General features: G+C 71.7%; 27 protein-coding genes. 23 read left to right on the forward strand and 4 right to left on the reverse strand.

The features are described 5' to 3' along the window. Nucleotides 1-39: 39 nt before the first annotated feature. The 9 genes from ccoN (at nucleotide 40) to VFE82_RS17380 (ending at nucleotide 7,249) form a co-directional block, all read left to right on the forward strand. Complete coding sequence (gene ccoN / locus VFE82_RS17340; protein ID WP_325001587.1) at nucleotides 40-1,473, forward strand: cytochrome-c oxidase, cbb3-type subunit I; 1,434 nt, start codon at nucleotides 40-42, stop codon at nucleotides 1,471-1,473. Nucleotides 1,474-1,489: 16 nt separating this feature from the next. Continuing rightward, nucleotides 1,490-2,116, forward strand: a complete 627-nt coding sequence (gene ccoO, locus VFE82_RS17345; RefSeq protein WP_325001588.1) for a cytochrome-c oxidase, cbb3-type subunit II — start codon at nucleotides 1,490-1,492, stop codon at nucleotides 2,114-2,116. A gap of 27 nt (nucleotides 2,117-2,143) precedes the next feature. Further along, nucleotides 2,144-2,281 carry a cbb3-type cytochrome c oxidase subunit 3 gene (locus tag VFE82_RS17350; protein ID WP_325001589.1) on the forward strand — a complete coding sequence of 46 codons (138 nt, stop codon included), beginning with the start codon at nucleotides 2,144-2,146 and terminating at the stop codon, nucleotides 2,279-2,281. A gap of 12 nt (nucleotides 2,282-2,293) precedes the next feature. Beyond that, nucleotides 2,294-3,211, forward strand: coding sequence for a cytochrome-c oxidase, cbb3-type subunit III (gene ccoP, locus VFE82_RS17355; protein WP_325001590.1), 918 nt, complete (start codon nucleotides 2,294-2,296; stop codon nucleotides 3,209-3,211). A 198-nt stretch (nucleotides 3,212-3,409) separates the two neighbouring features. Continuing rightward, nucleotides 3,410-4,837, forward strand: coding sequence for a cytochrome c oxidase accessory protein CcoG (ccoG, locus tag VFE82_RS17360; RefSeq protein WP_325001591.1), 1,428 nt, complete (start codon nucleotides 3,410-3,412; stop codon nucleotides 4,835-4,837). Between the two features lie 15 nt (nucleotides 4,838-4,852). Then, complete coding sequence (locus VFE82_RS17365) at nucleotides 4,853-5,116, forward strand: FixH family protein (RefSeq protein ID WP_325001592.1); 264 nt, start codon at nucleotides 4,853-4,855, stop codon at nucleotides 5,114-5,116. A gap of 7 nt (nucleotides 5,117-5,123) precedes the next feature. After that, a complete protein-coding gene (locus VFE82_RS17370) occupies nucleotides 5,124-5,384 on the forward strand; it encodes a hypothetical protein (protein WP_325001593.1) in 261 nt (86 codons plus the stop codon). Between the two features lie 168 nt (nucleotides 5,385-5,552). Further along, nucleotides 5,553-6,614, forward strand: a complete 1,062-nt coding sequence (locus VFE82_RS17375) for a PAS domain-containing sensor histidine kinase (protein WP_325001594.1) — start codon at nucleotides 5,553-5,555, stop codon at nucleotides 6,612-6,614. Then, the gene (locus tag VFE82_RS17380) at nucleotides 6,611-7,249 is read left to right on the forward strand and encodes a response regulator transcription factor (protein ID WP_325001595.1); all 639 of its coding nucleotides are present in this window, start codon (nucleotides 6,611-6,613) and stop codon (nucleotides 7,247-7,249) included. Before VFE82_RS17375 ends, VFE82_RS17380 begins: the two co-directional genes overlap by 4 nt. 52 nt (nucleotides 7,250-7,301) lie before the next feature. Here the strand turns inward: VFE82_RS17380 and VFE82_RS17385 are convergent, their stop codons facing one another. The 3 genes from VFE82_RS17385 to VFE82_RS17395 all read right to left on the reverse strand — a co-directional run bounded on the left by VFE82_RS17385 (nucleotide 7,302) and on the right by VFE82_RS17395 (nucleotide 12,535). Then, entirely contained in the window at nucleotides 7,302-8,081 is a 780-nt protein-coding gene (locus tag VFE82_RS17385) for a DUF2243 domain-containing protein (protein WP_325001596.1), read from the reverse strand. A 168-nt stretch (nucleotides 8,082-8,249) separates the two neighbouring features. After that, the gene (locus VFE82_RS17390) at nucleotides 8,250-8,714 is read right to left on the reverse strand and encodes a response regulator (protein ID WP_325001597.1); all 465 of its coding nucleotides are present in this window, start codon (nucleotides 8,712-8,714) and stop codon (nucleotides 8,250-8,252) included. A gap of 95 nt (nucleotides 8,715-8,809) precedes the next feature. Beyond that, entirely contained in the window at nucleotides 8,810-12,535 is a 3,726-nt protein-coding gene (locus tag VFE82_RS17395) for a CHASE domain-containing protein (RefSeq protein WP_325001598.1), read from the reverse strand. A 268-nt stretch (nucleotides 12,536-12,803) separates the two neighbouring features. Between VFE82_RS17395 and VFE82_RS17400 the strand changes: the two genes are divergently transcribed. Both VFE82_RS17400 and fnr read left to right on the forward strand, forming a co-directional pair. Further along, complete coding sequence (locus VFE82_RS17400) at nucleotides 12,804-13,190, forward strand: response regulator transcription factor (protein WP_325001599.1); 387 nt, start codon at nucleotides 12,804-12,806, stop codon at nucleotides 13,188-13,190. A gap of 23 nt (nucleotides 13,191-13,213) precedes the next feature. After that, the gene (gene fnr, locus VFE82_RS17405; protein ID WP_325001600.1) at nucleotides 13,214-13,999 is read left to right on the forward strand and encodes a fumarate/nitrate reduction transcriptional regulator Fnr; all 786 of its coding nucleotides are present in this window, start codon (nucleotides 13,214-13,216) and stop codon (nucleotides 13,997-13,999) included. Between the two features lie 42 nt (nucleotides 14,000-14,041). Here fnr and VFE82_RS17410 read toward each other — a convergent pair whose 3' ends face one another. Next, nucleotides 14,042-14,263 (reverse strand): DUF3606 domain-containing protein, encoded by a 222-nt coding sequence (locus tag VFE82_RS17410; protein WP_325001601.1) that lies wholly within the window; start codon nucleotides 14,261-14,263, stop codon nucleotides 14,042-14,044. A 224-nt stretch (nucleotides 14,264-14,487) separates the two neighbouring features. Between VFE82_RS17410 and VFE82_RS17415 the strand changes: the two genes are divergently transcribed. From VFE82_RS17415 to VFE82_RS17470, 12 genes are all read left to right on the forward strand, one after another. Then, nucleotides 14,488-14,847, forward strand: a complete 360-nt coding sequence (locus VFE82_RS17415) for an Hpt domain-containing protein (RefSeq protein WP_325001602.1) — start codon at nucleotides 14,488-14,490, stop codon at nucleotides 14,845-14,847. Between the two features lie 7 nt (nucleotides 14,848-14,854). Beyond that, nucleotides 14,855-16,045, forward strand: a complete 1,191-nt coding sequence (locus tag VFE82_RS17420; RefSeq protein ID WP_325001603.1) for a PP2C family protein-serine/threonine phosphatase — start codon at nucleotides 14,855-14,857, stop codon at nucleotides 16,043-16,045. Nucleotides 16,046-16,048: 3 nt separating this feature from the next. Continuing rightward, nucleotides 16,049-16,984 carry a glycoside hydrolase family 16 protein gene (locus VFE82_RS17425; RefSeq protein ID WP_325001604.1) on the forward strand — a complete coding sequence of 312 codons (936 nt, stop codon included), beginning with the start codon at nucleotides 16,049-16,051 and terminating at the stop codon, nucleotides 16,982-16,984. Nucleotide 16,985: 1 nt separating this feature from the next. Next, a complete protein-coding gene (locus VFE82_RS17430; protein ID WP_325001605.1) occupies nucleotides 16,986-17,906 on the forward strand; it encodes a hypothetical protein in 921 nt (306 codons plus the stop codon). 67 nt (nucleotides 17,907-17,973) lie between these two features. Further along, entirely contained in the window at nucleotides 17,974-18,312 is a 339-nt protein-coding gene (locus VFE82_RS17435) for an STAS domain-containing protein (protein WP_325001606.1), read from the forward strand. Nucleotides 18,313-18,326: 14 nt separating this feature from the next. Further along, the gene (locus VFE82_RS17440; protein ID WP_325001607.1) at nucleotides 18,327-18,752 is read left to right on the forward strand and encodes an ATP-binding protein; all 426 of its coding nucleotides are present in this window, start codon (nucleotides 18,327-18,329) and stop codon (nucleotides 18,750-18,752) included. A 19-nt stretch (nucleotides 18,753-18,771) separates the two neighbouring features. Beyond that, nucleotides 18,772-20,610, forward strand: coding sequence for a glycosyltransferase (locus VFE82_RS17445; RefSeq protein WP_325001608.1), 1,839 nt, complete (start codon nucleotides 18,772-18,774; stop codon nucleotides 20,608-20,610). Continuing rightward, nucleotides 20,607-21,983 (forward strand): DUF3131 domain-containing protein, encoded by a 1,377-nt coding sequence (locus VFE82_RS17450; RefSeq protein WP_325001609.1) that lies wholly within the window; start codon nucleotides 20,607-20,609, stop codon nucleotides 21,981-21,983. The genes VFE82_RS17445 and VFE82_RS17450 overlap by 4 nt, the downstream gene beginning before the upstream one ends. A gap of 2 nt (nucleotides 21,984-21,985) precedes the next feature. Then, complete coding sequence (locus VFE82_RS17455; protein WP_325001610.1) at nucleotides 21,986-23,431, forward strand: DUF3131 domain-containing protein; 1,446 nt, start codon at nucleotides 21,986-21,988, stop codon at nucleotides 23,429-23,431. Beyond that, on the forward strand, nucleotides 23,431-24,783 hold the full coding sequence (locus VFE82_RS17460; RefSeq protein WP_325001958.1) for a DUF3131 domain-containing protein: 1,353 nt from the start codon (nucleotides 23,431-23,433) through the stop codon (nucleotides 24,781-24,783). Before VFE82_RS17455 ends, VFE82_RS17460 begins: the two co-directional genes overlap by 1 nt. A 14-nt stretch (nucleotides 24,784-24,797) precedes the next feature. Beyond that, nucleotides 24,798-25,619 carry a PIG-L deacetylase family protein gene (locus VFE82_RS17465; RefSeq protein WP_325001611.1) on the forward strand — a complete coding sequence of 274 codons (822 nt, stop codon included), beginning with the start codon at nucleotides 24,798-24,800 and terminating at the stop codon, nucleotides 25,617-25,619. Beyond that, nucleotides 25,616-26,572, forward strand: a complete 957-nt coding sequence (locus VFE82_RS17470; RefSeq protein WP_325001612.1) for an aldo/keto reductase — start codon at nucleotides 25,616-25,618, stop codon at nucleotides 26,570-26,572. The genes VFE82_RS17465 and VFE82_RS17470 overlap by 4 nt, the downstream gene beginning before the upstream one ends. The last annotated feature ends 34 nt before the right edge of the window (nucleotides 26,573-26,606 follow it).

The following is a 26,606-nucleotide window of genomic DNA, read 5'->3' on the forward strand; positions in this document are numbered from 1 at the left end:
GCGTTCGACACTGGGAGCGTCACGATCAAGGTGCTCTCAATGAACGACAACTCCCTCCCGGCTGCCCAGTACCACGACACCGTGGTGCGGCAGTTCTCGCTGATGGCCGTCGTCTGGGGCGTGGTGGGCATGCTGGTCGGCGTGTTCATCGCGGCCCAGCTCGCCTGGCCGGAACTCAACTTCGGCATTCCATGGCTCAGCTACGGCCGCCTGCGGCCGCTGCACACCAACGCGGTGATCTTCGCCTTCGGCGGCTGCGCCCTGTTCGCCAGCAGCTACTGGGTCGTGCAGCGCACCTCCCACGTGCCGCTGTTCCTGCCGAAGCTGGCCTCCTTCACCTTCTGGGGATGGCAGGCCGTGATCGTGGCGGCGGCGATCAGCCTGCCGCTGGGCTACACCTCCGGCAAGGAGTACGCCGAGCTCGAGTGGCCGATCGACATCCTGATCACGGCGGTGTGGGTCTCGTACGCGCTCGTGTTCTTCGGCACGATTGGCACGCGCAAGGTGCGCCACATCTACGTGGCCAACTGGTTCTACGGCGCCTTCATCCTGGCCGTGGCCATCCTGCACCTGGTCAACAGCGCCGCCATCCCGGCCGGCTGGATGAAGTCGTACTCGGTGTACGCCGGCGTCCAGGACGCGATGGTGCAGTGGTGGTACGGCCACAACGCGGTCGGCTTCTTCCTGACCGCCGGCTTCCTGGGGATGATGTACTACTTCGTCCCGAAGCAGGCCGAGCGCCCGGTCTACAGCTACCGCCTGTCGATCGTGCACTTCTGGGCGCTGATCTTCACCTACATGTGGGCGGGCCCGCACCACCTGCACTTCACCGCGCTGCCCGACTGGACCCAGTCGATCGGCATGCTGTTCTCGCTGATCCTGCTGGCCCCCAGCTGGGGCGGGATGATCAACGGCGTGATGACGCTCTCGGGCGCCTGGCACAAGCTGCGCGACGACCCGGTGCTGCGCTTCCTGATCGTGTCGCTGTCGTTCTACGGCATGAGCACCTTCGAGGGCCCGATGATGTCCGTCAAGACCGTCAACGCCCTGTCGCACTACACCGACTGGACCGTCGGCCACGTGCACTCCGGCGCGCTCGGCTGGGTGGGCCTGATCTCGATGGGCACGCTGTACTACCTCATCCCGCGCCTGTTCGGCCAGAAGAAGATGTACTCGGTGCCGGCGATCGAGCTGCACTTCTGGATCGCCACCGTCGGCATCGTCCTGTACATCGCCGCCATGTGGATCGCCGGCGTGATGCAGGGACTGATGTGGCGCGCCATCAACGGCGACGGCACGCTGACCTACACCTTCGTCGAGTCGGTCAAGGCGACCTATCCCTTCTACGTCATCCGCGTGCTCGGCGGCCTGCTGTACCTGGCCGGCATGCTGGTGATGGCCTGGAACACCTGGATGACCGTGGCCAACGGCCGTGCGGTGCGCGCGAGCGTGCCGGTGGCGCAGCCCGCCTGAACGAGAGAACGACACCATGAGCAACCAAGCCCAACCCGCCGGCTTCACCCACGAGAAGGTGGAGACCAGCAACTTCCTGATGATCGTGCTGATCCTGCTGGTGGTCGCCATCGGCGGCCTGGTGGAGATCGTCCCGCTGTTCTTCCAGAAGTCGACCACTGTCGCGATCGAGGGCGTCAAGCCGTACGGCGCGCTGCAGCTGGCCGGCCGCGACATCTACCTGCGCGAGGGTTGCTACAACTGCCACTCGCAGATGATCCGGCCGTTCCGCGCCGAGACCCTGCGCTACGGGCACTACTCGGTCGCCGGCGAGTCGGTGTACGACCACCCGTTCCAGTGGGGCAGCAAGCGCACCGGTCCCGACCTGGCCCGCGTGGGCGGCAAGTACAGCGACGAGTGGCACCGCATCCACCTGAACAATCCGCGCGACGTGGTGCCCGAGTCGAACATGCCGGCCTACCCGTGGCTGGAGAAGACGCCAGCCGACGACGCCACGATCGCCGCCCACATGAAGGCCCTGCGGGTCGCCGGCGTGCCCTACACCGACGAGCAGATCGCCAAGGCCCCCGCCGAGGTCAAGGGCAAGACCGAGATGGACGCGCTGGTGGCGTACCTGCAGTCGCTGGGCCTGGCCCTGAAGTGAACACCTGAGCCGAGACCGGACACCACCATGGACGTCACCACCCTGCGCATCGCCGCCACGCTGGCCTGCTTCGCGACCTTCATCGCCATCTTCGCCTGGGCCTACGCCCGCTCCAACCGTGCCCGCTTCGAGGAAGACGCGCACATCCCGTTCCAACAGGACTGAGACGAGGCCGTCATGAGCGACTTCACTGGCAATTTCTGGCCGGCCTACGTGGCCGGCGTCACCCTGGTGGGCATCGTGGCCTGCCTGCTGCTCCTGTGGATCACCGCCCGCAAGAAGGTGGTGGCCACCGCCGACAACACCACCGGCCATGTCTGGGACGAGGACCTGACCGAGATGAACAACCCCATGCCGCGCTGGTGGATGTGGCTGTTCGTGCTGACGATCGTCTTCTCGCTGCTGTACCTGGTCGCCTATCCGGGCCTGGGCACCTACGAGGGCCAGCTGCGCTGGAGCTCCCGCGAGGCCTACGTCAGCGAGGTCGAGAAGGCCAACCGCGAGCTTGCGCCGCTGTACGCGCAGTTCACCGCCCGCAAGGTCGAAGAGGTGGCCGGGGACCCGCAGGCCATGGCGATCGGCGAGCGCCTGTTCATGAACAACTGCGCCCAGTGCCACGGCTCCGACGCGCGCGGCAGCAAGGGCTTTCCCAACCTGACCGATCCCGACTGGCTGCACGGCGGCACGCCCGGGAAGATCGCCGAGACCATCAAGGGCGGCCGCCAGGGCGCGATGCCGCCGATGGCCGCGACCGTCGGCACCCCCGACGACGTCAAGAACGTCGCCAACTATGTGCTGTCGCTGTCCGGCGCGCCGCACGACTCGGTGCGCGCGCAGCTGGGCAAGTCCAAGTTCACCGCCTGCGCCGCCTGCCACGGCATGGACGGCAAGGGCAACCAGGCGATCGGCGCGCCCAACCTGACCGACGACGTCTGGCTGCACGGCTGGGGCGAGCAGGCGATCATCAACATCGTCAACAACGGCAGGACCAACGTGATGCCGGCGCAGGACGGCAAGCTCACCGATGCGCAGATCCACGTGCTGGCGTCGTACGTCTGGGGGCTGTCCAACAAGCCGGTGCCCGCAAAGCCCTGAGTCCCTGACCGCCACCGGTCGCAGAGCCCCGCCCGCGTGCCGACGCGGCGGGGCTTTGCGTCGGGCGCCCCGCGGGGGCGGGCCTGCCAGGCGGCGCGGCGGCCGAAAGCGCCTGCCCCTGATCTAGCGCAAACGCCGGGCGGTCGCGCGGCGGCACGATCGGGGCGTGGGATCGAACCCCCACCCGAGACGCCGGCCATGAACCAGAAAGTCATCCCCATCCTCCCCGTGCCCGCCGCGCAGGAGCAGTCGCTCTACGAGGCGCACAAGAAGATCTACCCGCGGGCGGTGACCGGGCTGTTCGCGCGCTGGCGTTGGGCGTCCGTGTGGCTGACGCAGCTGGTCTTCTACGGCCTGCCTTGGCTGTCCTGGTCGACCGAGGCCGGCAGCCGCCAGGCCGTGCTGTTCGACCTGGCCTCGCGGCGCTTCTACCTGTTCGGCTACGTGCTGTACCCGCAGGACTTCATCTACCTCACCGGGCTGCTGGTGGTCAGCGCGCTCTCGCTGTTCCTCTTCACCGCCGTAGCCGGCCGTCTGTGGTGCGGGTTCGCCTGCCCGCAGACGGTCTACACCGAGATGTTCCTGTGGATCGAGCGCCGCGTCGAGGGCGACCGCCCGCAGCGCATGAAGCTGGACGCCGGCGACCTCACGCTGGAGAAGCTGGTCAAGAAGTGGTTCAAGCACCTCCTGTGGGGCGCCCTGGCGATGTGGACCGGCTTCACCTTCGTCGGCTACTTCACGCCGGTGCGCGAGCTGGCCATGGAGTTCCTGCAGACGCGCATGGGGTCGTGGGAGGTGTTCTGGGTGTTCTTCTACGCCCTGGCCACCTACGGCAACGCCGGCTTCCTGCGCGAGCAGGTCTGCAAGTACATGTGCCCGTACGCGCGCTTCCAGAGCGCGATGTTCGACCGCGACACCCTGATCGTCAGCTACGACGCCGGGCGCGGCGACCCGCGCGGCACCCGCGCGCGCAACGCCGAGCCGAAGTCGCTGGGCCTGGGCTCGTGCATCGACTGCGGGTTGTGCGTGCAGGTGTGCCCCACGGGCATCGACATCCGCAACGGGCTGCAGTTCGACTGCATCGGCTGTGCCGGCTGCATCGACGTGTGCGACACGGTGATGGACAAGATGCACTACCCGCGCGGGCTGATCCGGTTCACCACGCAGAACGCGCTGGCCAACGGCTGGAGCCGGCGCGACATCGTGCGGCACGTGCTGCGTCCGCGCATCCTGGCCTATGCAGCCATCCTGGGGACCCTGTGCCTGGGGCTCGCCTTCAGCCTGGCCGTGCGCACGCCGCTGAAGGTCGACGTGGTGCGCGACCGCGCGGCGCTCTCGCGCATCGTCGCCGGCGGGCGGCTGGAGAACGTCTACCGGCTGCAGGTGATGAACGCGACCGAGGAGACCCAGCACTACCGCATCACGCCGGGCGGCCTCCCGGGACTGGCGATCGCCTCCGACGCCGACGTGACCGTCGGGCCGGCGGAGTCGCGCTGGGTGCCGGTGCGGCTGCAGATCCCCTATGGCTCGGCCGCGCCTGGCTCCCATCCCATCCACTTCGACATCGAAACCCGCAACGGCGATGCGCACGTGCGCGAGAAGTCCGTCTTCCTCGTGCCCCGCTGACGCCAGGAGAACCGCATGCCCCCTGACGCTCCCCCTTCCCGCCCGCCCGCGCCCTGGTGGCGCCACGGCCACGTCTGGCTGGTCGTGGCCGGCCCCGCCGTGGTGGTGGTCGCCTCGGTCGTCACTGCGGTGATCGCCGCGCGCGGCGCCGACACGATGGTGACCGACGACGCCTGGCGCGGCGGCATCGAGATCGGCAAGCAGCTGGCGCGCGACCGCGCCCGCCTGCCGGCCAACCAGGCGCGCAACCATGCCGCCACGCCCACCGCCGACCGCTGAGGCCGACATGCCCGGCCGCAAGCTCATGCGCATCGCCTGGCCGGCGTTCCTGGCCGCCTGCCTGCTGCAACTGGTCGTGTTCGCCCTGGTCGATCCACTGGAGCTGCAATGGGCGGGGCAGGGACTGGGCTGGTCGCGGCAGGCGGTCCATGCCGCCGGCCTCTTCGTGTTCTGGGGTGCCTGCATGCTGGCCAGCGGCCTGACCCTGCTGCTGGCGTCCGACGAGGGCCCCGAGCCCTCGCCGGTGCGGCCGGGCTCGGCCGGCTGACCCGGGCGGCATCGCCGGCGGGGCAGCCGGCAGCGACGGTGCGGTGGCGGGACAGCCCGCAGCGGCCGTGCGGTGGCTCGGCAGTGGCGCCGCAGTGGTGCGGCAGTGACCGGGCGTCGCCCCGGCAGGGGGCGGGCGTGTGCTGTAATTTCAGCCCGATCCGTGCCCATGTCCCCAATGGTTCCTTCCTCCAGCGGCGACGCCCTCGCCGCCCGGCTGTCCGGCCTGCTGGACTCGGCCATGGACGCCATCCTGTCCATCGACGAGTCGCAGGCCATCGTGCTGTACAACCGCGCCGCCGAGAAGATCTTCGGCTGGACGGCTGCCGAGGTGCTCGGCAAGCCGATCGAGCTGCTGCTGCCCGAGCGCTTCCGCGAAGGCCACGCCGCGATGGTGCGGCGGTTCGGCCAGACCGGCGTGACCTCGCGCCGGATGGGCGACGGCACCGTCATCAAGGGGCTGCGCAAGAACGGGGACGAGTTCCCCATGGATGCCTCGATCTCGCAGCTGTCGCTGCCCGAGGGCAAGCTCTACACGGTGATCCTGCGCGATGTCACCGAACGGGTTCGCGCCCGCGAGGAACTGGCCGCCTTCGCGGCCGAGGCCAGCGGCGTGCGCGAGCAGGAGAAGACCCGGATCGCCCGCGAGCTGCACGACGAGCTGGCGCAGTCGCTCACCGCGCTGAAGATGGACACGATCTGGGTGCGCGACCACCTCGGCAGCGAACCGTCGGCGGCCGCGGCCAAGTTGTCGGAGATGCTGGCCATGCTCGACGCCGCGGTGGCCGCCACGCGCCGCATCGCCGCCGACCTGCGGCCGCTGCTGCTCGACGACCTCGGGCTCGCCCCCGCCATCGAGTGGCTGGTGCAGAACTTCCAGCAGCGCACCGGCGTCGCCTGCGAGCTGGACATCGACGAGGACCTGGAACTGGCCGAGCCCTATGCCACCGGCGTGTTCCGCATCGTGCAGGAATCGCTGGTCAACGTGGGCAAGCACGCCCGGGCCTCGCGCGTGCAGGTGCGCGTCGCGCGGGAGGGCGCCGAGATGGTGCTCAGCGTGCAGGACAACGGGATCGGCTTCCGTACTGGCGCGCCGCGCAAGCCGCAGTCGATCGGCCTGGTCGGCCTGCGCGAGCGGGCCCACCTGCTGCAGGGCCGGGTGCAGGTGGCCAGCACGCCGGGAGAGGGCACGCGGGTCGAGGCGCGCATCCCGGTGCAGGAGCCGGCGTGATCCGCATCGTCATCGCCGACGACCACGCGATCGTGCGCGAGGGCCTCAAGCGCATCGTGACCGACGCGGCCGACCTGCAGGTGGTCGGCGAGGCGGGCGACGGCACCGAGGTCATGCAGCGCGTGCGCGAGCTCGCGTTCGACGTGCTCGTGCTCGACCTGTCGATGCCCGGGCGCAGTGGCATGGAGCTGATCAAGCTGGTCAAGGCCGAGAAGCCGCGCCTGCGCATCCTGGTGCTGTCGATGCACCAGGAAACGCAGTACGCGGTGCGCGCCATCAAGGCCGGCGCGAGCGGCTACCTCACCAAGGAGAGCGCGCCGGCGCAGCTGGTGCAGGCGCTGCGCAAGATCGCGGGCGGCGGGGCCTACATCAGCGCCGAGGTGGCCGAGCAGCTGGCGCTCGGTGCCATGCCCGGCGGCGGCGCCGGCGCGCCGCACGAGAGCCTGTCCGACCGCGAGTTCCAGGTCATGCAGCGGCTGGCCGCCGGCGATTCGGTGAGCGACATCGCCGCCGCGCTCACCCTGTCGGTCAAGACGGTGAGCACCCACAAGGCCAACCTGATGGCCAAGATGGGCCTGGGCAACCAGACCGACCTGGTGCGCTACGCCCTCAGGCACGGGCTGATCGCGCAATAGCGCGCGCACGCTGGCCAGCACTCCCGCTGCGGGAGGCCACGGGCGGCCCGGGTCAGCGCTCCACCCGCGCCCACGACAGGCAGCCGGCCGCGACCACCGAGCCGGTCACCAGCCAGGCGCCGTGGCCGTACAGCGCCCGTCCGGCACGGGGCTCGGGCAGCTTCACGGCCCACAGCGAACCGGTGGGATCGACCCAGACCACCCGGCCGTCCACCCGGCTGAAGGCGTCGAACGCCGAGGCCGGCCGCGTGCCCGGACCGAACAGCACCAGCACGTCGCCGCTCTCGGCCGGAGGCGGCCAGGCGGCCAGCAGGCCCGCCGCCAGCACCGCGACCGAGAGGGCGGCGGCCCGGCGCTGACCGCCGCCCGGCGCCGCACCGCCCGAGCGCAGCAGCCGCCAGCCCAGCACCATCACCGTGGCGCCGAGCACCGCGAAGCCCACGTCCCAGGCGACCGGCTGCGGGCTGTCCATGCGGATGTGGTGGATGCCCAGGATCCAGTGGAAGACCACCGCGTCGGCCACGTGCCAGCCACCGAAGCCGATGACCAGCCAGCCGCGCAGCAGGCGTTCGCCGCCGGGGCGGGCGAAGGCGTCCCGGGAGCGCCAGAACACGACCAGGCCGGTCACCGCGATGAGGTACATCAGCACGTGGAAGGCGCCATCGGCCATCACCTGCACCCGCAGATCCTGCAGCCCGGGCCGGTCCACCTTGCTGAGCAGGTGATGCCACTGCAGCACCTGGTGGAACAGGATGCCATCGAGGAAACCGCCGAGCGCCACGCCGAGCAGGACGCCAGCAAGGGGCAGGTGGCGGGAGGCGGGGGACGTCATGCGCGGCTCCGGGACAACGGGAGGCGCCAGTATTCGGGGCGGGGGCCGGGCGGCGGCGGCCTGCCGGCCGAATGCTTACGTCTGTTGCGGCATGGACGACCTGGCATCGCCCCCAGCTGGCCGGCCGGCCAGCCGCCATGTGAGGCCGTGGTGCGAGAAGCGGCGGGCTCAGTTCAGCGGCTGGGGCGCGACGGCGCAGCGGCCCAGCCAGCGCGCCACCACCTCGCCCAGCCGCTGGGCGTCGATCGGCTTGGCCAGGTGGTCGTCCATGCCGGCCTGCAGGCACTCGGCCACGTCCTGCGGGTCGGTGCTGCCGGTCAGCGCCACCACCGGCTTGCGAAAGCCGGCCTGGCGCAACCGGCGCGTGGCCTCCAGGCCGCCCATCCGCGGCATGAGGCAGTCCATCAGCACCAGGTCGGGTTCATGCGCTGCGCAGAAGGCCAGCGCCTCGTGCCCGTCGGCAGCGGTGTGCACGTCGGTGTAGCCAAGCGTCTGGAGCAGCACCTGGCCCACCATCTGGTTGATCGAGTCGTCCTCGACCAGCAGGATGACCGGCTGCGGCGCCGCGGCGCCCAGCGGCGCCTGCGACGGGCTGGCGGGCGCACGGGTGGGGATCGGGTCGGCGGGCGTCATGGCGCAAGGGTCCTGGTGACGATTGGGGCACGGCGCGGTCGCAGCGGCCTAGGCGAATTGCCTAAGCGGCCTGCCGGATTTGCGCAAGGTGGCGCTCAGCCAAGCGCGCGCAGCGTGTCCTCGATCGCCGAGGCGACCTGCTGCGCGCACTGGTCGTGGTAGCCCTGGCCACTGCGCAACTGCGCCTCGGCGTGCTGCGCGGCGACGGCCAGGCTGGCCGCGCCCATCGTGCCGGCCATGCCCTTGATGCTGTGGATCACCCGGCGCAGCTCCTCGTGGGCGGCGCGCTCGCGGGCCGACGCCAGTTCCTGCGTGGATTTCTGCAGGTTGCCGCGGAACACCGGCAGCAGCCGCTCGAACAGCGCGCTGTCGCCTCCCAGGCGCTCGATGGCACCGCGCCGGTCGAGCAGCGGCGGGACCGCCTCGGCGGAGAACGCTGCGGACCGGGCCGCCTCCGATGCGGCCGGTGCGGCCGATGCGGATGTGCTGGCGGCCGGCGCGGCAGCGGCCCTGCGCTGCACATGGCGCAGGAGGGTGGCGATGACCTCGGCCAGCACGACCGGCTTGCCCACGTGGTCGTTCATTCCGGCGGCCAGGCAATCGAGGCGGTCGCTGTCCATCGCGTTGGCGGTCATGGCCACGATCGGCAACTGCAGGCCCAGGTCCTGGCGGATGCGCGACGTGGCGGTCAGGCCGTCCATCACGGGCATCAGGACATCCATCAGCACCGCGTCGTAGGCGCTGTCGGCGGCCAGCCGGTCGACCGCCTTCTGACCGTCCTCGGCGACCTCGACGCGGGCACCCTGCGCGGCGAGCAGTTCGCGGGCGATCTGCTGGTTCACCGGGTTGTCCTCCACCACCAGCAGTCGCAGGCCGGCCAGCGGCTGCGGCGCCTCGCGCACCACCGGCGCGCCGGCGCCGGCGGTGCCGTGCAGCGCGCGCGCCACGGCGTCGCGCAGCATCACCGCCGTCACCGGCTTGACCAGGAAGCCGTCGAGCAGCGCCTGCTCGCGCACCGGGCGCTGGCCGAGCATCTCGCGCCCGTGCGCGGTGACCATCACCACCACCGGCGTGCGCCCGCCGCTGGGCAGCGAGCGGATGCGCATGCTGGCTTCCCAGCCGTCCAGGCCGGGCATGCGCCAGTCGACGAACACGGCCTGGTAGGGATCGCCGTCGGCGGTCGCGCGCGTCAGCAGCGCGATGCCCGCCTCGCCGCTGGCGGCGACGTCGGGACGCCAGCCCTGCGAGCGCGCCAGCGCGGCCAGCGAGACGCGTGCCAGTTCGTTGTCGTCGACGATCAGCACGCGCCCGATGTCGCATTGCGGGTCGGCCGGGCCGGCCGTCGGCTCGCCCGCGACCGGAAACGTCACGCTGAAATGGAACGTGCTCCCCTGGCCGACGGCGCTCTGCAGCTGCAGCTTCGAATCCATCAGCTCGGTCAGCCGGCGGCAGATGCCCAGGCCCAGGCCGGTGCCGCCGAACTGGCGTGCGGTCTGGCTGGTGGCCTGCACGTAGTCGCCGAACAGGCGCTGCTGCTCCTCCACGCTGATGCCGATGCCGCTGTCGACGACCTGGAACTCCACCGTGGCCTGGCCTTCGCGGCGCTCGACCAGCCGGGTGCGCAGGATCACCTCGCCCTGGCTGGTGAACTTGAGCGCGTTGCCGCCGAGGTTGATCAGGATCTGGCGCAGGCGCATGTCGTCGCCGACCAGCTGGTCGGGCACCGCGGGGTCGAGGTCGTACAGCACCTCGACCTCCTTGGCGCCCAGGTTCGCCGAGAGGATCACCGACAGCTCCGACAGCAGCTTCTCCAGCGAGAACGGGCGGCAGTCCAGCTGCATCTTGCCGGCCTCGATCTTGGAGTAGTCGAGCACGTCGTTGAGCAGGCTGAGCAGCGAGCGGGCGGCCCCTTCGGCCTTGACCGCGTAGTCCTCCTGGCGGTCGGTCAGCGGCGTGGAGCGCAGCAGGGTCAGCATGCCCAGGATCGCGTTCATCGGGGTGCGGATCTCATGGCTCATGCTCGAGAGGAACCGGGTCTTGGCCCGGCTGCCCTCCAGCGCCTGGTCGCGCGCGCGGCGCAGCTGCGTCACTTCGTTGGCCAGCGAGAAGAAGCCCTGGACGCGGTCGCCCGGCATGTCCGGGATCAGGTGGACCATCCAGGTGCTCTCGCGTCCGTCGGGCGAGTGCACCACGTGCTCGAACTGCTGCGGCATGCCGTCCATCACGCCTTCGAAGCGGCGCTCGATGGCCTCGAGCGTGTCGACGGGCAGGTCGCGCACGCCGATCGCCTCGTGGGGCTTGCCCTGCAGCCCGAAGATCTCGCGGAAGCGCTGGTTCACGAACAGGCAGCGGCCGTGCTCGTCCCAGTAGGAGATGCTGGCCGGGACGTTGTCCGCAATCGTGCGCATCATGTGCTCGCTGCCCTTCAGGCGCAGTTCGGCCTCCTTGCGGCGGGTGACGTCGACGGCGATGCCCATCCAGCCGAGCGGAGAGCCACCGGCGTCCACCTCCCGCTGCAGCGTGAGCTCGGTCCAGTAGGGCGTGCCGTCTGGTCGCTTTCCGGCCAGCTCCATGCGCCGGCTGCGGCTGTCGCCCGGATCGGCAGCGGGATCGCTCGTGGCGCACGCCTGCGCGTCCTGCCGCGTGCCCAGCACGTCAACCGCGGCTTGGCCGAGCAGCGCCTCCTGGGGGCGGCCGACCAGGCCGACGAAGCCGGCGTTGACCCAGGTCAGGCGGCCCTGCAGGTCGGTGGAGAACACGGCGCTCTGCGTGCGCTCCACGATGGACGCCATGCGCTTCATGTCGGCCCCCATGGCCGCGGCGGCCGCGAGCGCCCGCATCTTGCCAGCCGCCAGCAGCCAGGCCAGCACCGCCAGGCCGATGCTGAGCAGCGCGCCGCCACTGGCGATGATCCAGGGCCCGCCAGCCCAGTCGCCCTCGGCGGTCTCGCGGATGTCCAGGGTGAGGACGCGGTTGCCGATCACGACCGGCCGGACGCTGCTGCGTTCCGACCCGGCCAGCCGCAGCGGCAGGCCGTCGTAGATCAGCCGCCCGTCCGGCGGCGTGCCGTCGTAGAGGCGGAAGGCCAGCTGGCCGCCGGCCGACTCGGCCACGGGCGCCAGCAGTTCGTCGGTGACCATGGGCGAATACAGCAGGGCGACCAGCGCCGAGCGCCGCTGCTCCACGGTGGTGGGCTTGCCGCGGTAGACCGGCACGAACAGCAGCCAGCCCTTGCCGCGGCGCTCGTCCTGCAGCAGCGTGACCGGCTCGGTCATCCAGGACATGCCGCTGTCGATGGCGGCCTGCGCGGCGTCCCGCCGCGTCGGATCGGAGGCGGCGTCGTAGCCGAGCGCGGCCCGGTTGTCCGCGATCGGGGCGATGCTGCGGATCACCAGCAGCTCGGGATGGTCGCCGTCGCTGCGCACCGCGAAGTCGGGCTGGCCACCGGCCTGCTGGCGCCGCACGAACCTGGGCAGGTCGCGGCGCTGCACCCGTTCCACCACGCCGAAGCCGCGCACCCCGGGGAACTCGCGTCCCATGTCGCGGGCGCCCACGTAGGTGTGCAGGTCCTTGTCGTCCAGGCGGCCGGCCATCAGCCAGGCCGCGCGCAGGCTGCGCATGCCGTATTCGGCGCGGCCCATGCGGCGCAGGAACTCGGCCTCCAGCCCATCGGCCTGGCGGTTGAACCGCGCGCGGGCTTCGGACTCCAGGACCTTCGCGTTGCCGTGGGCGGCGACCCAGGTCAGCGCCAGGCCACCCGCCAGGACGGCCAGCGGGAACAGGAAGGTGCGGACCAGTCCGCGTCGGGCATCGGCTCTCATGGGGCCCCTCATCAGGCGCAAGGCGCGGCTCGCACGGGACGCACTCGCCTGGCGCCCGCTGCCGCTGCCTCGCATGCTGGCGGAACGCCGTTCGGCGCGATCGCCGGAAAAGGGGAGGGAAGGGCGGGCTTCTGCGCGCCCGGCGGCGGTCCTCGGAATCGTCCTAGGCCGCCTCGGTCGACGCCGGCCGGCATTCCGGAGTTGTCCGAGCCCTGCAATCAGCCGGCGCCGATGTCGGACACGTCCGACAGGCGGCAAAGTTCATCCCATGCCAGCCAACGCCCCCGTCAGAGTGTTCCTTGCCGACGACTCGGCTCCCATCCGCCAGCGGGTGGCCCAGCTGCTGTCGGTGCGCGCCATGGCCATCGTCGGGGAAGCCCGCACGCCCGAGGCTTCGATCGCGGGCATCCTGTCCGCCCATCCCGACGTCGTCGTGCTCGACGTCCAGCTGGAGGGCGGCACCGGTCTGCAGGTCCTGCGCGCGGTGCGCCGCGCCGACCCGGGCATCGCATTCGTCGTCTTCTCCAACAACTCCGGCCCGGCCTACCGCAAGCGCTACCTCGGCGAGGGCGCGCGCTGCTTCCTCGACAAGTCCAGCGAGTTCGACCAGCTCGCCGCCGTCGTGGCCGACGCCTCGGCCCGCACCGTCCATTGAATCGCCCCGCACCAGGATCCGCCATGAACGCCACCATCGCCCGCCCCGCCGCCGCCCCGATCCACTTCATCGCCACCCGCGAGGAGCCGTCGCCCGCGCCGGCCCCGCTCACCACGCTGTGCTCGAGCTGCCACCTGAAGGACCTGTGCCTGCCGTGCGGCCTGGCCGGCGACGAGGTGCAGCGGCTGGACGGCCTGAAGTTCAGCCGGCGCAAGATCAAGGCCGGCCAGACGCTGTACCGCGCGGGCGACGGCTTCCACAACATCTACGCCGTGCGCAGCGGCACCTTCAAGTCCAGCCTGGCGCTGGCCGATGGCCGCGAGCAGGTCAGCGGCTTCCACATGGCCGGCGAACTGATGGGCCTTGACGGCCTGGCGCAGGGGCGCCACGCGAGCAACGCGACGGCCCTGGAAGACGCGGAGATCTGTTCCATCCCCTATGCGCAGCTGGCCGAGCTGTCCAGTGGCAGCACCAGCCTGCAGATGGTGGTCGGCCGCCTGATGAGCCGCGAGATCGTGCGCGAGCACAGCCTCATGGTCCTGCTGGGCAGCATGAACGCCGAGGAGCGCCTGGCGGCGTTCCTGCTGAACATCTCGCAGCGGATGAAGGCGCGTGGCTACTCGGCGCACGAGTTCCACCTGCGCATGACCCGCGCCGAGATCGGCAGCTACCTGGGCATGAAGCTCGAGACGGTCAGCCGGACCTTCTCGGCGTTCCAGCAGCAGCACCTGCTGGAGGTCGACAAGCGGCACATCCGCATCCTGGACCTGCCGGCGCTGACCCGGGCGTTCGAGATGCGCGTGCAGTGACGGCCGCGGTCGCCTCGCGGCCGACGCACGGCAGTGGACGGATCAGCAGCTGGAGGGACGCTCGCCCGACCGTCCCGCCGGTTGCCGGCGGCTGGCCAGGTGCTCGCGCACGCGGTCGGCACGGTCGCCCACGGCGGCGACCGCTTCCTTGACGTGCTTCTCGCTGGTGTTGAAGTGGCGGGCCCAGGCGCACAGTGCGTACTCCCAGGTCACGTCGATCCGTTCGGCCTTGTGGCCGGTCGATGTCCCGTTGCTGCCCGACATGGCTGGCTCCCGAATGGTTGTTGGCCGCGATCGTAAGGACCGGCTTGCGTCCGGGTTGTAGGACGTGGCTGATCGAGGCTGCGGGCCGCGCACGGCGGGCCGTGCGGGCGCGCCGGGCTGCTGCGTCCGATCCGACGCGCCCCGGCCATCGTGGCGATGTCCGCCCCGGTTTGCCCTGCTTTTCCAGCGTTGGACGGCCCGGGTCCGTGATACCTTCGCCGGCCATGAGTTCCGCCGACCCACCTGCCGCCGGCGCGGCGCCGCTCTCGTTCCAGGAGCGGATGCGGCTCCTCCAGATCGACTGGCAGGCCCAACTGCCCGGGCGGCTCGAGGAGGCGCACCGCCTCCTGATCACCTGCGCTTCCTCGCCCGACGACGCGCCGGCGATGGAGGCGCTGCATCGCCTGATGCACACCCTGGCCGGCTCGGCCGGCACCTTCGGTCTGGCCGAGTTCGGCCTGCGCGCCCGCGCCATCGAGGACGAGCTCGACCGGCTGATGGCCAAGGCCCGCCGCTCGACCGCGGATTTCGGCGGCGTCGCCGTCGCGCTGCAGGCGCTGCGCGACACGCTCGGGAAGGCCTGAACGGGCCATGCCGCTGTTGCCGGTCCGTGCGCTGGTCGTCGACGACGATCCGATCCTGCTGGCGCTGCTGTCGGCCTTCCTGGAGTCGCGTGGCTACGCCGTCAGCCAGAGCGGCGACGGCACCGAGGCGCTGGAGCGCATCGCGACTGGCGACTTCAACCTGGTGGTGACCGACCGCAACATGCCGCGGATGGATGGCCTGGCGCTGTGCCGCGCGATCCGCGCCCGGCCCGAGGCCGGGTACGTGTACTGCATCATGCTCACCGGCAGCTTCGACGAGGCCTCGCTGGTCGCGGCGATGGAGGCCGGCGTCGACGACTTCGTGGCCAAGCCCCTGCGTCCCGCCGAGCTGGGCGCCCGGCTGCGCGCCGCCGAACGGGTGCTCGCGCTCGAGGCGCAGATGGCCTCGCGCAACCTGGAGCTCACCCGGGCCTACGCCCAGCTCAGCCGCGACCTGGAGATGGCGCGCGGCCTGCAGCTGGGCCAGCTGCCGCCGCCGCAGGACTTCGGCGGCTACCGCTTCGACGGCTTGTACGAGGCCTGCAGCTTCGTCGGCGGCGATGTCTACGACCATTTCGCCGTCGGCGACCGCCTGCTGGCCTTCTACCTGGCCGACGTCTCGGGGCACGGCGTGGCCGCCGCGATGATGGCGGTGCACGCGCAGCACCAGCTGCGCTCGCTGTCGTGGCAGGCGGTCGAGGAGGCGCAGGCCGGCGTGGGCGACCTGGGCGCGCTCGCCGCGGGCATCCTGGGCGCCTACAACCAGCGCGTGCTGCAGATGGACCAGGACGGCATGTACCTCACCATGGTCTTCGGCCTGCTCGATCGTGCGACCGGCGAGACGGCACTGGTCCATGCGGGCCATCCGCCGGTGCTGTACTCGGCCGCCGCCGGCCATCCGTTCGAGCCGGTCGGCGAGGGCAGCCTGCCACTGGGCATCCTGGCCGGCGTGCAGTACGAGGCCCGGACCCTGCGCATGCCGCCGGGCAGCCGGCTGGCGCTGTATTCGGACGGCATCACCGATTGCGGCAACGCCGCCGGCGAGGCCTTCGGCACGGCCCGCCTACGCGAGCTGCTGGGTCGGTGCCGCGCGGTGCCGCTGGACGCGGTGCGCGACGCCGTGCTGCAGGCGCTGCGGGGCTGGCGCGGCGAGGCGCTCGAGGACGACGTCACGCTGCTGCTGCTGGAGTCGCATTGACCCATGCGTGCGCGATGCCTGCATGTCCTGCTGGCCGGCCTGGCGCTGGCGTGCTGCGCCGACGCCATGGCTGAGTGGTCGCTCGAGCACGAGGAGACCTTTGCCGGCGGGCGCTGGTTCGACCCGGTCTACTGGCGCCTGGAGACCGGCTTCCTGCGCAACCGCGAGGAACAGTACTACTCGGACCGCAATGCCACGGTCGAGGGTGGCGTGCTGCGGCTGGAAGCCCGGCGCGAGCAGGTGCCCAACGCGCAGTGGCGCGCGGGCAGCCGCGACTGGCGGGTGGCGCCGCGCACTTCGCGCTACACCTCGGCGTCGCTGGTGATGCGCGAGCCGCTGCACTTCGGCCGCGTCGAGGTCGTGGCGCGCACCCCGTCGGGGGCCGGCGTCTGGCCGGCGATCTGGCTGCTGCACGAGAGCGACACCGCCTACGGCGAGATCGACCTGTTCGAGGCGGTCGGCAAGCATCCCGACACGCTCTTCGCCGGCGTGCACTACGGTCGCGATCCACGCACGCGCAAGCACCGCAACGACAGCCGCGTGCTGCCGGGCTTCGACGGCCACTGGCACACCCACACGCTGGAGTGGACGGCCGAGCGGATCAGCATCGCCCTGGACGGCGAGCCCTGGTTCCGCTTCGCACCGCAGGACGCGACGCTGCCCGGCGGGGCCGACCCGTTGCGCCAGCCGATGCGCCTGCGCATCAACCTGGCGCTGGGCGGCAGCTGGGGCGGCAGGATCGACGAGGCGCGGCTGCCGGCCCGTTTCGAGATCGCCTCGATCCGCATCTGGCGCTGGACGCCGGGGCGCGGCGCCGCCGCAGGCGGTCTGGCCGCCACCGCGGTGCCGGCCCCCGCCGCCACCGCCGCCGCACCGGCGGACGCCGCTCCCGCGACCGGTCCTGCACGGCCCGCCACGACCATGCGGTGGGGACGCTGACATGCGAGCGGCACGGCCGTCGATGCACGCACTGGCTGCCCTGCTGGCCGCCGCGCCGGCCTGGGGCCAGCCCGCGGCATCGCAGCGCGGCGGCACCTTCGTCGAGCCGCCTGCACGCATCGACCCCGCGTACCTGCCGCCCGGCCCCGACCAGGTGGCGCAGCCCGGTGACGGCGAGCGCCGGCTGGTGCTGCGGCTCACCGCCGAGCTACCGCTGCGCAGCGCGGCGGCGGCGGGGCAGGGCACGCAGGGAACGCGCGCCGGCTCGCCCACGGTGCAGGCGCTGCTGCGCTGGCAGCCGCTGGACGACCCGGGCTGGTTCGGCCAGCTCGTCCTGTTCCGCCACCTGGACGCCGACCGCCAGCGGCCGTGGGACCCCGACTTCACCTATGCCTTCGGCTATGAGGACGAGGCGCCGGGCCGCTGGAGCCTGGTGTATGCGAACTACACCGGCACCCGCTGGAAGCCCGGCCGCGGCGAGGGCCGCTTCAACCTGCCGCAGGGGCAGTGGACCGCTTCCTGGCGCTTCCTGCTGCCGCCGCCGCTGGAGCAGGTGCTGCTGGTAGGCGACGGCGATGCGGCCGCCTGCCGCACCGACGCCAACTGGGTGCCCCGCTTCACCCGCGCCGACGGCGAGGGGCTCGGCCGCGACAAGCTGTCGTTCGCGCTGGGCTGCCGGTACACGCGCCCGGGCGGGTGGTTCGCCCATGCGACGGCGTTCGCCTGGCCCGACGGGCGCAGGCAGCAGCCCTGGGACCCCGACTACACCTATGGCGCTGGCTGGACCAGCCCCGGCCCGGGCGGCGTCACGGTTCAGTACAACAACTACTCCGGCAACCGCTGGCGCGCGGGCGACCGCGGGCCCGGCGAAGGGCAGCTGCGCAGCGGCAGCCTGTCGGTCAGCTGGGACGTCCCATGGTGAGGGCGGCCCGCTTCTTTCCCCTTAGCATCGCGGCTGCGCGGCAGTGGCGCCGGCCGCAGGAGTTTCCATGGAACTGATCGAGATCGACCGCGCGCAGGCTGTGCCGGTCGTGGTGCCGCGGGTGCGGCGGCTGGACGCCTCGGTGGCGCCGGCGTTCAAGCAGGCCGTGCTGCAGGTGCTGGGCGAGGATCGCCGCCTGGTGCTGGACCTCTCCGGGGTCGACTTCCTCGACTCGAGCGGGCTGGGGGCGCTGGTGTCCATCCTCAAGGCCCTGGGCACGCAGGGTTCGCTCGCGGTGTGCGGCGCCACCGGGTCGGTGCTCAGCCTGTTCAAGCTCACCCGCATGGACAAGGTGTTCCCGATCTGCAGCGACCGGTCCGAGGCCCTGGCCCGGGTCGGCGCCTGAGCCTGGCGGGCGTCGTGCGCGAAGAGGAACTCGAACTGCCGGCCGCCATGGCCGAGGTCGCGGCGGCCACGCAGAAGCTGCGCGGGCTGCTGCCCGACTGGCTCGACGACGACGGCCGCGACGCGATCGAGCTGGCCGTTGCCGAGGCCCTGACCAACGTCGTCAAGCACGGCTATGGCGGCGACAGTGTCGAGACGGTGCGGCTGCGGCTGCTGGAGCGACCCGGCGGCCTGGAGATCGAACTGCTCGACCGCGGACGGCCGATCCCGGACGGACGGCTGGAACAGGCCGACGAGACCACCTTCATGTTCGACCCCACCGACCTAGCCAACCTGCCCGAGAACGGCCTGGGCCTCGCGCTCATCAAGGCGGCATTCGACGAGGTGCGCTACCGCACCCGCCGCGGCGTCAACCGGCTGCAACTGGTGCGGCGCTTCTGACCGACGGACGACCCTGCCCTTGCCCGCCTTCTACTTCGACCGTTTCGAGCACCGCCGGCCGCCCGAGCCGGTCCCGCATTCCCCCGCACGCGAGCTGCTCTGGCAGTTCCTCGTGATCATCGCGCTGGTGCTGGGCGCCAACTACATCCGCTGGCGCTGGACGTCCTCGCTGAACTGGGAGGCGCTGTGGTTCGCCATCCCGCTGGCGGTGGCGGAGACGCTGGCCTACGTGGGCCTGGTGCTGTTCACCTTCAACCTCTGGAAGACGCGCGACATCCCGATGCGGCCGGCGCCGCGCGTCATCGGCGAGTGCATCGAGGGTGCCGGCGAGTGGGGCGAGCGCCCCATCACGGTGGACGTCTTCGTGGCCACGTACAACGAGGACGAGGAGCTGGTGCGGCTGTCGATCCGCGACGCCAAGGCCATCGCGTATCCGCATCCGCTGGACCTGCGCATCCACGTGCTCGACGACGGCCGCCGCCCCGCCATGCGGCAGGTGGCGCAGGAGGAGGGCGTCGGCTACATCACCCGCGCGAGCAACGTCGGCTTCAAGGCCGGCAACCTGCGCAACGCGATGGAGCAGACCAGCGGCGACTTCATCGTCATCTGCGATGCCGACAACCGGCTGTTCCCCACCATCCTGGCCAACACGCTGGGCTACTTCCGGGATCCCGACGTGGCCTGGGTGCAGACCCCGCAATGGTTCTACGACCTGCCCGAGGGCACGCCGCTGCCGCAATGGCTGGGCGAGCGGCTGGGGGCGCCGGGACGCCTGCTGGGCCGCGCGGTCGAACGGCTGGCCGGGCCGGTGCGGCTGGGCGAGGACCCCTTCGTCAACGACCCGCAGATGTTCTACGACGTCATCCAGCGCCGGCGCAACTGGTGCCACGCCAGCTTCTGCTGCGGCGCCGGCTCGATCCACCGGCGCGAGGCCGTGATGCAGGCGGCGCTGCGCACCTACGCCACGTCGGTCGACCGCGAGGTGCGGCGCTTCGTGCGCGACGTGCCCGACGAGCAGCTGCGGGCCGACCTGGGCGACGCGGTGCGCACGCAGGCGGCGCTCGAGCAGGAGCTGACGCCCTACAAGTTCCACGTGTCCGAGGACATCTACACCTCCATCGTGCTGCACAGCGACCCGGTGCGCCGCTGGAAATCGGTGCTGCATTCGCGCGTCGAGTCCAAGATGCTGTCGCCGCAGGACCTGCTGACCTGGATGATCCAGCGCTTCAAGTACGCGGGTGGCACGCTGGACATCGCGCTGCGCGACAACCCGCTGCTGGGTGGCGGCATGAGCCTGCCGCAGCGGCTGATGTACCTGTCGACCTTCTGGTCCTACCTGGGCGCGCTGTGGAACGTGGCGTTTCTGGCCGCGCCCATCCTCTACCTGTTCACCGGGATCGCGCCGCTGTCGGCCTACTCCGGCGCGTTCTACCTGCATGCGCTGCCCTTCATCGTGCTGACCGAGCTGGCGTTCATGGTCGGCACCTGGGGCGTGCGCAGCTGGGACGGCAAAGCCTCGTACCTGTCGTTCTTCCCCGTCAACCTGCGCGCGCTGTGGACCGTGCTGCGCGGCGAGAAGATCAAGTTCCACGTCACCCCCAAGGAGCGGCAGGAGGGCAGCTTCCTGCACCTGGTGTACCCGCAGCTCGCGGTGATCGTGCTCACCCTGGGCGGGCTGGCCTACGCGGCCTGGCGCGTCGTGGTGCAGGGCCACGCGCAGGAGCTGCCCAACCTGGTGGTCAACGTGGCGTGGGGACTGAACAACGTATTCGCGATGCTGCCGCTGGTGCGTGCGGCGATGTGGAAGCCGTCCGAGGACGGCGCGGTCGGCACGCAGCCGGCGCAGCAGCCCGCATGAGCGCGGCCATCGGGAACGAAGCAGGGAACGGCATGGAAAGCAACTGGGTCAAGGCACGCAGCTCGATCGTCTGGATCGCGGCGGTCTGCATCGCGTTCGGCGCGGTGTGGTGGATCGAGCGGGAGTCGGGCCGCGAGCTGATCGCGCGCCAGGCCACGGCGCCGCGGCCCGCGGCCGCCCGCCAGGCGCTGCCCGCCAGCCCCGACCTGCCCGGGGCGCCGACACCGCGCCCGCTCACGGCGCAGGAGCAGCAGTGGGCCCGGCTGGCCTGGACCTACTTCGAGCGCAACACCGATCCCGGCACCGGCCTGGTCGCGGCCGTCGAGGGCCTGCCCTCGGCCTCGCTGTGGGACACCGCCTCCTTCCTGCTCGCACTGCTGGCGGCGCGCGACCTGGAGCTGGTCGATGGCAGGAGCTTCGATGCGCGCCTGGCCGCGGCGCTGGCGTCGCTCGGCCGCATGCCGCTGTACGACGGTGCCTTGCCCAACAAGTCCTACGACGTGCACAGCCTGGCGATGACCGACGACCGCCGCCGGCCTGACGGCGCCGGCACCGGCTGGTCCGCGATCGACGTGGCGCGCCTGCTGGTGCCGCTGAACGTCATCGCGTGGCGGCACCCGCAGCACACCGCGGCGGCCCGCCGCGTCATCGCGCGCTGGAACCTGGCGCGGCTGGCGCGCGAGGGGCAGCTGCAGCGCCTGCAGGCGGGCGAGGGCGGCCCCCCGCAGCCGGTGCAGGAAGGCCGGCTCGGCTACGAACAGTACGCGGCACGCGCGCTCGCGCTGGCGGCCCTGGACGTCGACGTGGCGGCGGACCCGCTGGCGCACCTGAAGCTGGTGGACATCGAGGGCGTCGGCGTTCCGGTCGACGCCCGCGAGCCGGAGCGTGACGGCGTGCAGAACCCGGTGGTCAGCGAACCCTGGATCCTGGACGGCCTGGAGTTCGGCTGGTCCCGCCACGGCCGCGAACTGGGCTGGCGCGTGTACCGCGCGCAGGAAGAGCGCTTCCGCCGCACCGGCGTGAAGACGGCCGTCACCGAGGACCACGTCGACCAGGCGCCGTACTTCGTCTACAACAGCATCTACAGCGGCGGCCGTCGCTGGGAGGCGGTGTCGGGGAAGGGCGAGGTGCTGCCGCAGCTGCGCACGCTGTCCACCAAGGCCGCCTTCGGCTGGTATGCCCTGCTGCGCACGCCCTACGCCACGCAGCTGGTGGCGGCCGTCGCGCCGCTGAACGATCCCGCCCGCGGCTGGTATGCCGGCGCGTACGAGGCGGGTGGACAACCCAACCGGTCGGTCAACGCCAACACCAATGCCGTGGTGCTGGAGAGCCTGGCCTACATCGCCCGCGGCCCCGTGCTGCAGTTCCGTTGAGCATGAACACCGTTCTTCCGATCTCCCGCCTAGCCACCCTCCTGCTGGCCGCCGCGCCGCTGCTGGCCGGCGCGCAGGCGCTGGGCGCCGCCGACTGCAAGCCGGGCGAGCTGCCCGCCGCGCGCCACGAGCGCCGCCTGGGCCCGCTCACCGAGCGCGAGCTCGGGATGGCCCGCACCGCCTGGAAGTACTTCGAGAACAACACGCAGCCGTCGGGGCTGGCCAACGCGGTCGACAACTACCCGTCGACCACGATGTGGGACACCGCCTCCTACCTGGGCGCCATCGTCGCGGCGCGCGAGCTGGGCGTGATCGCGCCGCAGCAGGCCGACGAGCGCCTGGCCAAGGCGCTCGCCGCGCTGGGCGGGCTGGCCTTCTTCCGCGACGAACTGCCCAACAAGGTCTACCACACGAAGACGCTGGAGAAGGTCGACTACGCGAACCGGCCCGGCGAGATCGGCTTCTCGGCGCTCGACCTGGGCCGGCTGCTGGTGCTGCTCAAGGTGGTGAAGGAGCGCTACCCGCAGCATGCCGAGGCGGTCGACCGCTTCGTGCTGCGCTGGAAGTGGACCCACGTGGTCGACCGCACCGGCATGATGTTCGGCGCGATCCTCGACAAGGACCGCAACGTGCAGTACGTGCAGGAAGGGCGTCTGGGCTACGAGGAGTACGCGGCCAAGGGCTTCCAGCTCTGGGGCATCCCCACCGAGCTGGCCGCGCGCCCCGAGCCCTACGCGACCACCCTGATCTACTGCGTCGAGGTGCCGTATGACGCGCGCGATCCGCGCAAGTACTCGCAGCACAACTACGTGGTGACCGAGAGCTACGCGCTGGACGGCATCGAGTTCAACTGGGATCTCGCGTCCGACCGGGACACCGACGACCGGCGCCACAGCCATGGGTGGATGGCCGACTTCGCCCACCGCGTCTACCAGGCCCAGGAGAACCGGTGGCGTGCCACCGGCATCCTGACCGCCCGCTCCGAACACCAGCTGGATGCCGAGCCGTACTTCGTCTACGACACGGTGTTCACCGACGGCTATGCCTGGAACACGATCACCGAGCCGGGCCAGTACGTGCCGCAGTTCGCGGCGGTGTCGCTCAAGGCCGCGCTGGGCATGTGGGCGCTGTGGAAGTCCGACTACACGGACCGGCTGTTCGAGGAGATCACCCGGCACGCCGACCCCGGCCGCGGCTTCATGGAGGGCATCCTGGAGAACGGCAAGGGGCCGATCCGGGCGTACACCGCCAACAACAACGGCATCATGCTGGAGACGCTGCTGTTCAAGGCGCAGGGCAAGCTGCTCAAGTGGGGCCCGGGCACGCCCGGACTGTGGGAGCGCAGCGGCCCCGGCCGCACCGACGGGCGATCTGCCGCATCGGTGCCGTCGCCCGCCCCTGCGCCCGCGGCGGCAGGATGCGGCCGGCCGGCGAGCGCGCCGTGCTGATGCGCCGGCGCGCGTGGGGTGCGCTGCCGCTGGCGGCGATGCTCGCCGGTTGCGGCGCGGTGGGCCGCCCCGGCGGGGCGGCATCGTTCGCCAAGGGCCCGCCCGCCGGCCTCTCGGCGCAGGAGTTCCAGTGGGCCCGCACGGCCTGGCGCTACCTGGAGAACAACACCGACTACGACAGCGGCCTGGTGCCCGGCATGGACCGGCAGCCCACCTTCACCGCATGGAACGCCGGCGACGCGCTGGCCGCGACCATCGCCGCGCACGAGCTGCAGGTGATCGACGCGCAGGAGTTCGACCTGCGGCTGTCGCGGCTGCTCGGCTTCCTGGGCACGATGGACCTGTCCGACGGGCAGTTGCCCAACAAGGCCTACCGGGTCGACGGCGGCAAGATGGTGGGCTTCGACAACCGCGAGGCCGACATCGGCTGGTCGGCGGTGGACATCGGCCGGCTGCTGCTGTGGCTGCGCATCGCCGGCCAGCGGCATCCGCGCTTTGCCGAGTACGCCGACAAGGCAGTGCTGCGCTGGCGCTTCTGCGACGTGGTCGACGCCTGCGGGGTGCTGCACGGCAGCCTGCGGTCCGACGGCCGGCTGGTGCGCTACCAGGAAGGCCGACTGGGCTACGAGCAGCTCGCAGCCGCCGGCTACGCCGCGTGGGGTTTCGACGTCCGCGCCGCCAGCCGGTTGCCGCCCACCGTGGCGACCACCATCCTCGGCCGGCACGTGCTGGTCGACGCGCGCGATCCACGCACCAGCGGTGCGCAGGCCCCGGTGCTCACCATGCCCTACGTGCTGGCCGGGCTCGAGTTCGGCTGGCAGGCACCCGACGGCAGCACCGCGCTGCGCGAGCCGGCGCAGCAGGTCTTCCGGGTGCAGGAAGAGCGCTGGCGCCGCGAGCACCAGTTCACCGCGCGCAGCGACTACCAGCTGCCGGTGGCCCCGTACGTCGTGCTCGATGCCGTCCATGCAGCCGGTTACGCCTGGAACACCATCGACGGCGAGGGGCGCGAACACGACAAGCTCGCGATGGTGTCCACCAGGGCCGCGTTCGGCATGGCGGCGTTGTGGCCGGGCGAGTACGGCGACCGCCTGCTGCAGTCGCTGCAACAGCTGCACGACCCTGATCGCGGCTGGTTCGAAGGCCGCTACGAGACCGGCGCGCCGAACACCACCATCACCCTGTCGACCAACACGGCGGTCCTGGAGGCGCTGCTGTACAAGCTGCGCGGTCCGCTGTACGCGCGCGATCCGTCGCCGGGGCTGTTCCAGCGCGTCACCGCCGATCCCTTTGCGCGCCTGGGCCGTTGCTGGCCGGGCGAGCGGGAGGGCTGCGCGGCGCCGCAGCGCTGAGCCGGAGCAGGCCGATGGCGCCGATCGCCGCCCGTCCCGCGCTGTTCCTCGCACCGCACTACGACGACGTCGCCCTGTCCTGCGGCGGCACGGCCGCTTCCTTCGCCGCGGCGGGGCACCCGCCGCACATCGTGACCGTGTTCGCCAGCGAGCTGGTGCACGGCATGGTCGGGGGCTTCGCCGCCTGGAAGCACGAGCGCTGGGGCCTGCGCGACCCCGATGCGGTGCATGCCACGCGCCGCGCGGAAGACGAGCGCGCTGCCCGCACGCTGGGCTGCAGCCTGCGCTGGCTGGGCCTGCCCGACGCGATCTACCGCGGCGACCGCTATGCCAGCGACGGCGCGCTCTACGGTGACCTGCATCCCGAAGAGCACGCCCTGGCCGACCACCTGGCCGAGGAGGTGCTGCACCTGCCCGAGTGGTCCCAGGGCATGCTGGCGGTGGTACCGCTGGGGGTGGGTCGGCACGTCGACCACCAGCTGGTGTTCGCCGCCGGCCGGCGCCTGGCCGCCCGCGGGGTGGAGGTCTGGGCCTACGAGGATCTGCCCTACGGCATCCACACGCCGTCGGCGCTGCCCGCGCGCCTGCAGGAGCTGGGCGCTGCCGTCGGGCCGGCGCTGCTGCAGCCGGTCGGGCCCGGGCTGCCGGCCAAGCTCGAGGCGATCGCGGCCTATGCCACCCAGGTGCCGGTGATCTTCCGGTTCACCTCCGATTTCCGCTCGGCGGTCCGCGCGCATGCCCTGGCCGCGGGCGGGGAATCCGGGCCGGCCGAGCGGTTCTGGCGCGTGCGGGCGGGCGACAATGCCGGCCCCTTCGCGACAGGAACCGCACCATGACGCTGCGCCCCCTCGGCCGCTCGCCCCTCCAGGTCTCGCCGCTGTGCTTCGGCGGCAACGTGTTCGGCTGGACGGTGGACGAGAAGACCTCCTTTTCCCTGCTGGACGCCTGGCTGGATGCCGGCTTCAACTTCATCGACACCGCCGACGTCTATTCCCGCTGGGCCCCGGGGCATGCGGGCGGCGAGTCGGAAACCGTGATCGGCAAGTGGCTGCGCCAGGGCGGCCGCCGGGAGCGCGTCGTGCTCGCCACCAAGGTGGGCATGGACATGGGCGAGGGCCGCGTCGGGCTCGCGCCGGCGCGCATCCGCGAGGCGGTCGAGGCCTCGCTGCGCCGGCTGCAGACCGACTGCATCGACCTCTACCAGGCGCACCAGGACGACGAGGCCACGCCGCTGGAGGACACGCTCGAGGCCTTCGCGGCGCTGGTCAAGGAGGGCAAGGTGCGCGTGCTCGGCGCCTCCAACTACGGGGCCGACCGGCTCGCCCAGGCGCTCGACACCAGCCGCCGGCTGGGCTTGCCGCGCTACGAGAGCCTGCAGCCGCTCTACAACCTGTCCGACCGCGCCGTGTTCGAGGCGCAGCTCCAGCCGCTGTGCCGGAAGGAAGGCCTGGGCGTGCTGAACTATTACGCCCTCGCGGCCGGGTTCCTGACCGGCAAGTACCGCAGCCCAGCCGATGCCGGCAAGAGCCCGCGCGGCCAGGGCGTCACGAGCAAGTACCTCAACGCGCGGGGCCTGCGCATCCTGGCCGCGCTCGACGCCGCGGCCACGCGCCTGGGCAGCACGCCGGGGCGGGTCGCCATCGCCTGGCTGCTGGCGCAGCCCGGCATCACCTCGCCGATCGCCAGCGCGACCTCGCTCGTTCAGTTGCAGGACCTGGTCGAGGCCACCCGCCTGACACTCGATCGCGAGACGCTGGCCGAGCTCGACCGGGCAAGCGCGACAGGCTGAGTAACGCGCTGAGTGACGGCCCACGGCGGGAGAT

This window comes from Ramlibacter sp. (assembly GCF_035655895.1).
GTDB lineage: Bacteria > Pseudomonadota > Gammaproteobacteria > Burkholderiales > Burkholderiaceae_C > Ramlibacter.

Excerpts from the sequence above, each read along its gene's own strand:
- ccoO (WP_325001588.1), top strand. The coding sequence starts at position 1,490 with ATGAGCAACCAAGCCCAACCCGCCGGCTTCACCCACGAGAAGGTGGAG.
- ccoP (WP_325001590.1), top strand. The coding sequence starts at position 2,294 with ATGAGCGACTTCACTGGCAATTTCTGGCCGGCCTACGTGGCCGGCGTC.
- VFE82_RS17430 (WP_325001605.1), top strand. The coding sequence starts at position 16,986 with ATGCGAGCGGCACGGCCGTCGATGCACGCACTGGCTGCCCTGCTGGCC.
- VFE82_RS17410 (WP_325001601.1), bottom strand. The coding sequence starts at position 14,263 with ATGTCGGGCAGCAACGGGACATCGACCGGCCACAAGGCCGAACGGATC.
- VFE82_RS17465 (WP_325001611.1), top strand. The coding sequence starts at position 24,798 with ATGGCGCCGATCGCCGCCCGTCCCGCGCTGTTCCTCGCACCGCACTAC.
- VFE82_RS17435 (WP_325001606.1), top strand. The coding sequence starts at position 17,974 with ATGGAACTGATCGAGATCGACCGCGCGCAGGCTGTGCCGGTCGTGGTG.
- VFE82_RS17350 (WP_325001589.1), top strand. The coding sequence starts at position 2,144 with ATGGACGTCACCACCCTGCGCATCGCCGCCACGCTGGCCTGCTTCGCG.
- VFE82_RS17370 (WP_325001593.1), top strand. The coding sequence starts at position 5,124 with ATGCCCGGCCGCAAGCTCATGCGCATCGCCTGGCCGGCGTTCCTGGCC.
- VFE82_RS17385 (WP_325001596.1), bottom strand. The coding sequence starts at position 8,081 with ATGACGTCCCCCGCCTCCCGCCACCTGCCCCTTGCTGGCGTCCTGCTC.
- VFE82_RS17400 (WP_325001599.1), top strand. The coding sequence starts at position 12,804 with ATGCCAGCCAACGCCCCCGTCAGAGTGTTCCTTGCCGACGACTCGGCT.
- ccoN (WP_325001587.1), top strand. The coding sequence starts at position 40 with ATGAACGACAACTCCCTCCCGGCTGCCCAGTACCACGACACCGTGGTG.
- VFE82_RS17425 (WP_325001604.1), top strand. The coding sequence starts at position 16,049 with ATGCGTGCGCGATGCCTGCATGTCCTGCTGGCCGGCCTGGCGCTGGCG.
- VFE82_RS17420 (WP_325001603.1), top strand. The coding sequence starts at position 14,855 with ATGCCGCTGTTGCCGGTCCGTGCGCTGGTCGTCGACGACGATCCGATC.
- VFE82_RS17390 (WP_325001597.1), bottom strand. The coding sequence starts at position 8,714 with ATGACGCCCGCCGACCCGATCCCCACCCGTGCGCCCGCCAGCCCGTCG.
- VFE82_RS17470 (WP_325001612.1), top strand. The coding sequence starts at position 25,616 with ATGACGCTGCGCCCCCTCGGCCGCTCGCCCCTCCAGGTCTCGCCGCTG.
- VFE82_RS17375 (WP_325001594.1), top strand. The coding sequence starts at position 5,553 with ATGTCCCCAATGGTTCCTTCCTCCAGCGGCGACGCCCTCGCCGCCCGG.
- VFE82_RS17415 (WP_325001602.1), top strand. The coding sequence starts at position 14,488 with ATGAGTTCCGCCGACCCACCTGCCGCCGGCGCGGCGCCGCTCTCGTTC.
- VFE82_RS17395 (WP_325001598.1), bottom strand. The coding sequence starts at position 12,535 with ATGAGAGCCGATGCCCGACGCGGACTGGTCCGCACCTTCCTGTTCCCG.
- fnr (WP_325001600.1), top strand. The coding sequence starts at position 13,214 with ATGAACGCCACCATCGCCCGCCCCGCCGCCGCCCCGATCCACTTCATC.
- ccoG (WP_325001591.1), top strand. The coding sequence starts at position 3,410 with ATGAACCAGAAAGTCATCCCCATCCTCCCCGTGCCCGCCGCGCAGGAG.
- VFE82_RS17365 (WP_325001592.1), top strand. The coding sequence starts at position 4,853 with ATGCCCCCTGACGCTCCCCCTTCCCGCCCGCCCGCGCCCTGGTGGCGC.
- VFE82_RS17450 (WP_325001609.1), top strand. The coding sequence starts at position 20,607 with ATGAGCGCGGCCATCGGGAACGAAGCAGGGAACGGCATGGAAAGCAAC.
- VFE82_RS17460 (WP_325001958.1), top strand. The coding sequence starts at position 23,431 with ATGCGCCGGCGCGCGTGGGGTGCGCTGCCGCTGGCGGCGATGCTCGCC.
- VFE82_RS17455 (WP_325001610.1), top strand. The coding sequence starts at position 21,986 with ATGAACACCGTTCTTCCGATCTCCCGCCTAGCCACCCTCCTGCTGGCC.